This is a genomic window from Bradyrhizobium sp. P2_E8 (genome assembly GCF_056403875.1).
On record NZ_JBFUES010000756.1, the window covers coordinates 1 to 3,823 of the forward strand.

At 66.0% G+C, this 3,823-nt stretch carries 5 protein-coding genes and 1 pseudogene; all 6 read left to right on the forward strand.

What is annotated here, in order from left to right; all coding sequences use genetic code 11:
• A partial coding sequence (locus tag AC1D00_RS31155) for a 2Fe-2S iron-sulfur cluster-binding protein (protein ID WP_477013299.1) occupies positions 1-149 on the forward strand: 149 nt, incomplete at its 5' end.
• A gap of 36 nt (positions 150-185) precedes the next feature.
• Positions 186-992 carry an FAD binding domain-containing protein gene (locus tag AC1D00_RS31160; protein ID WP_027548698.1) on the forward strand — a complete coding sequence of 269 codons (807 nt, stop codon included), beginning with the start codon at positions 186-188 and terminating at the stop codon, positions 990-992.
• Between the two features lie 63 nt (positions 993-1,055).
• Positions 1,056-1,964, forward strand: coding sequence for an AAA family ATPase (locus tag AC1D00_RS31165; protein ID WP_135174201.1), 909 nt, complete (start codon positions 1,056-1,058; stop codon positions 1,962-1,964).
• A 143-nt stretch (positions 1,965-2,107) separates the two neighbouring features.
• Positions 2,108-3,310: a vWA domain-containing protein gene (locus AC1D00_RS31170; RefSeq protein ID WP_135174202.1), complete on the forward strand. Its 1,203-nt coding sequence runs from the start codon at positions 2,108-2,110 to the stop codon at positions 3,308-3,310.
• Positions 3,311-3,321: 11 nt separating this feature from the next.
• The gene (locus AC1D00_RS31175) at positions 3,322-3,645 is read left to right on the forward strand and encodes an XdhC family protein (protein ID WP_477013298.1); all 324 of its coding nucleotides are present in this window, start codon (positions 3,322-3,324) and stop codon (positions 3,643-3,645) included.
• Positions 3,646-3,647: 2 nt separating this feature from the next.
• Positions 3,648-3,823 (forward strand): annotated as a pseudogene (locus AC1D00_RS31180) (XdhC family protein); the annotation flags it as partial.

Consider the following 3,823-nt stretch of genomic DNA (forward strand, 5'->3'; position numbering starts at 1 on the left):
ACATCGTCCATCGCAAGGGGCACGAGGTCGACGACCACACCATCCGCGAGGAGCTGGAAGGCAATCTCTGCCGCTGCACCGGCTACCAGAACATCGTCGCCTCGATCTCCGCCGGCGYCAAGGCGATGGCGAAATCCGACCTCGCCTAAATCGACACGCGCACATCCCGCGATCAGGACATTCAGATGTACGAATTCAAATATCATCGCCCCGGGACGGTCCGGCAGGCCGCCAACCTTCTGGTGAAGAACGAAGACGCCAAGGTGATCGCCGGCGGTCACACGCTGATTCCCGTCATGAAGCAGCGCCTCGCCAGCCCGCCGCATCTGGTCGACCTCTCCCACATCGAGGGGCTCAACACGATCGAGATGAAGGGCCGCTCGCTGGTGATCGGCGCCACCGCCAGACACGCTGAGGTCGCGACCTCCGCCATCGTCGGCGAAGCGATCCCGGCGCTCGCGAGCCTTGCCGGCGGAATCGGCGATCCCGCCGTACGCCACAAGGGCACGATCGGCGGCTCGCTCGCCAACAACGATCCGACCGCGGACTATCCGGCTGCGGTGCTGGCGCTCGGCGCAACCATCGTCACCAACAAGCGCCGCCTCAAGGCCGAAGAGTATTTCCAGGGGCTGTTCACGACGGCGCTCGAGGCCGACGAGATCATCACCAAGGTGATGTTCCCGCTGCCGAAGAAGGCCGCCTACGTCAAATTCCGCAACCAGGCCTCGCGTTACGCGCTGGTCGGCGTGTTCGTGGCGCGGCGTCCTTCGGACGTGCGCGTTGCCGTCACCGGCGCCGGCTCCGAAGGCGTGTTCCGCGTCACCGCGTTCGAGGAAGCCCTAAAGAAGCGCTTCTCGGCGAAGGCGCTCGACGGCATCGAGGTGCCGGCCGAGGGTCTCAACAGCGACATCCACGGCAGTGCCGAATACCGCGCGCACCTCATCGGGGTGCTGACGCGGCGGGCTGTCGACGCCGCCAATGCCAAGGAATGATGGGCCTCACCAACTGGCCCAACGACTTGCCCCGGTGAGGGCGTAAACGAGACTGGCCCTTTCATGACTTCAGCGGCCCTGCCGGCATCGGTCGATGCGATGCTCGAACTCCTCACGTCGCGCGGTTACCTCGCGGAGCGATCGCTGGCGACGGTGACCTACCTGTCGCTGCGCATGGGGCGGCCGCTGTTTCTCGAAGGCGAGGCCGGCGTCGGCAAGACCGAGATCGCCAAAGTGCTGTCCGCGGCGCTGGGGCGGAAGCTGATCCGCCTGCAGTGCTACGAAGGCCTCGACGTCTCCTCGGCGGTCTACGAGTGGAACAGCGCCGCGCAGATGATCGCGATCCGGATGGCGGAAGCCGCCGGCGACACCGATCGCGATCAACTGTCGAGCGACATCTTCGCCGACCGCTACATGATCAAGCGGCCGCTGCTCCAGGCGCTGGAGCCCGACGTTGCCGGACCGCCGGTGCTCCTGATCGACGAGCTCGACCGCGCCGACGAGGCGTTTGAGGCCTATCTCCTGGAAATCCTCAGCGACTTCCAGGTGACGATCCCCGAATTCGGCACCGTGAAGGCGCCGCATCCGCCGATCGTCATCATCACTTCCAACCGTACCCGCGAGATCCACGACGCGCTGAAGCGGCGCTGCCTCTATCACTGGGTGGATTATCCCGCCGCCGAGCGCGAGCTTGCGATCGTCAAGACGCGCGTGCCCGGAATCTCGGCAAAGCTGTCGCAGCAGGTCGTGCGCTTCGTCCAGGCGCTGCGCAACCAGGATTTCTACAAGTCCCCGGGCGTCGCCGAGACCATCGACTGGGCCACCGCGCTGTCCGAGCTCGACGCCCGCTCGCTGACCCCGCAAGTGGTCGGCGACACGCTGGGCGCGCTGCTCAAGTACCAGGACGACATCACCCGGATGCAGGGCGACACCCTGCAGAAGGTGCTGAAGGAAGCGACGAGCGAGGATTGATCTCGCGGCAAATTGCGCCCGTCATTCCGGTGCGCGCGTAGCGCGAACCCGGAATCCATCGGGCCGCAGAGTTAGTGGATGAATGGATTCCGGGCTCGCGCCAAAGAGGCGCGCCCCGGAATGACGGCTGAGAGTGTGGACCCATGGCCATCAACCACCTGGCACCCGAGCAGACCGAGCAGTTTGCCGACAACATCGTCGGCTTCGCCCGCGCGCTGCGCGCGGCGGGCATGCCGGTCGGGCCGGGTGCGGTGATCGATGCCATGAACGCGCTTGAGGTGATCGACATCGGCAACCGGGCCGACGTCTTCACCACGCTGGAGGCGATCTTCGTCAAGCGCCACGAGCATGCGCTGATCTTCAAGCAGGCCTTCAACCTGTTCTTCCGCGCCTCGGAGGAGTGGAAGCACATGCTGGATTCGGTGCCGCTGCCGGATCAGGCCAAGAAGAAGCCGCAGGCCGGCGCGCGGCGCGTGCAGGAAGCGATGTCGCAGCCGCGCATGACGGAGACGCCGCAGCACCAGGAGCAGGATCTGCGCCTGTCGGTGTCCGACAAGGAAATCCTTCAGAAGAAGGATTTTGCGCAGATGAGCGCAGCGGAGATCTCCGAGGCCCTGCACGCCGTCGAGCGGATGCGGCTGCCGCAGGCCGAACTGCTGACGCGCCGGCACCGGCCCGATTCGCGAGGCCTGCGCCTCGACCTGCGCCGCACGCTGCGTGCGTCATTGCGCACCGGTGGCGACATCATCGACATCCATCGGCTCGGGCGGATCGAGAAGCCGGCGCCGATCGTCGCGCTGCTCGACATCTCGGGCTCGATGAACGAATACACCCGCCTGTTCCTGCATTTCCTCCATGCCATCGGCGATGCGCGCAAGCGCGTCTCGGTGTTCCTGTTCGGCACCCGCCTCACCAACGTCACCCGCGCGTTGCGCCAGCGCGATCCCGACGAGGCGCTGGCGAGCTGCTCGGCCTCGGTCGAGGACTGGGCCGGCGGCACGCGGATCTCGGCCTCGCTGCACAACTTCAACAAATTGTGGGCGCGCCGCGTCCTGAGCCAGGGCGCCATCGTGCTCCTGATCTCCGACGGGCTGGAGCGGGAGGCCGATTCCAGGCTCGCCTTCGAGATGGACCGGCTGCACCGCTCCTGCCGGCGGCTGATCTGGCTCAACCCGCTGCTGCGCTTCGGCGGCTTCGAGGCCAAGGCGCAGGGCATCAAAATGATGCTCCCGCACGTTGACGAATTCCGCCCGGTACATAATTTGAGTTCGATCCAGGAGCTGATCACGACGCTCTCCCGGCCGCTGCCGCCGCATCACCGCAGCCTGATCCGTTCCGCAGCTTGAGAGGTTACCCCATGCTCGATCGCGACGAGGACATTCTGAAGGCGGCGGAGGACTGGCAGAAGRCCGGCCGTGGTGTCGCACTCGCCACCGTGGTGGAGACCTGGGGCTCGGCGCCGCGCCCGGCGGGCTCGAGCCTCGTCATCAACGACGAGGGCACGTTCTTAGGCTCCGTCTCCGGCGGCTGCGTCGAGGGCGCCGTGGTCACCGAGGCCATGGACGTGATCGAGAGCGGCAAGCCGAAGATGCTGGAATTCGGCGTTGCCGACGAGACCGCCTGGAATGTCGGGCTGTCCTGCGGCGGCACCATCCGCGTCTTCGTCGAGAAGGTCGGCTAGCCGTGAAGCTCGCGATTTTGCACGAACTCAATGCCGAGCGCGCCGCGCGCCGTCCCGCGATTTTGGTGACGGACACCGAGAGCGGCGAGCAGCGCCTGGTCAAGGCGAATGATTTTGCCAAGGATCCGCTGCGCGTCGAGCTCGAAAAACAGCTTCGCATGGGCAAGAGCGCCAATGT

Bases quoted from the DNA above. Each gene is read 5' to 3' on its own strand.
- AC1D00_RS31160 (WP_027548698.1), top strand. From the start codon at position 186: ATGTACGAATTCAAATATCATCGCCCCGGGACGGTCCGGCAGGCCGCC.
- AC1D00_RS31165 (WP_135174201.1), top strand. From the start codon at position 1,056: ATGACTTCAGCGGCCCTGCCGGCATCGGTCGATGCGATGCTCGAACTC.
- AC1D00_RS31170 (WP_135174202.1), top strand. From the start codon at position 2,108: ATGGCCATCAACCACCTGGCACCCGAGCAGACCGAGCAGTTTGCCGAC.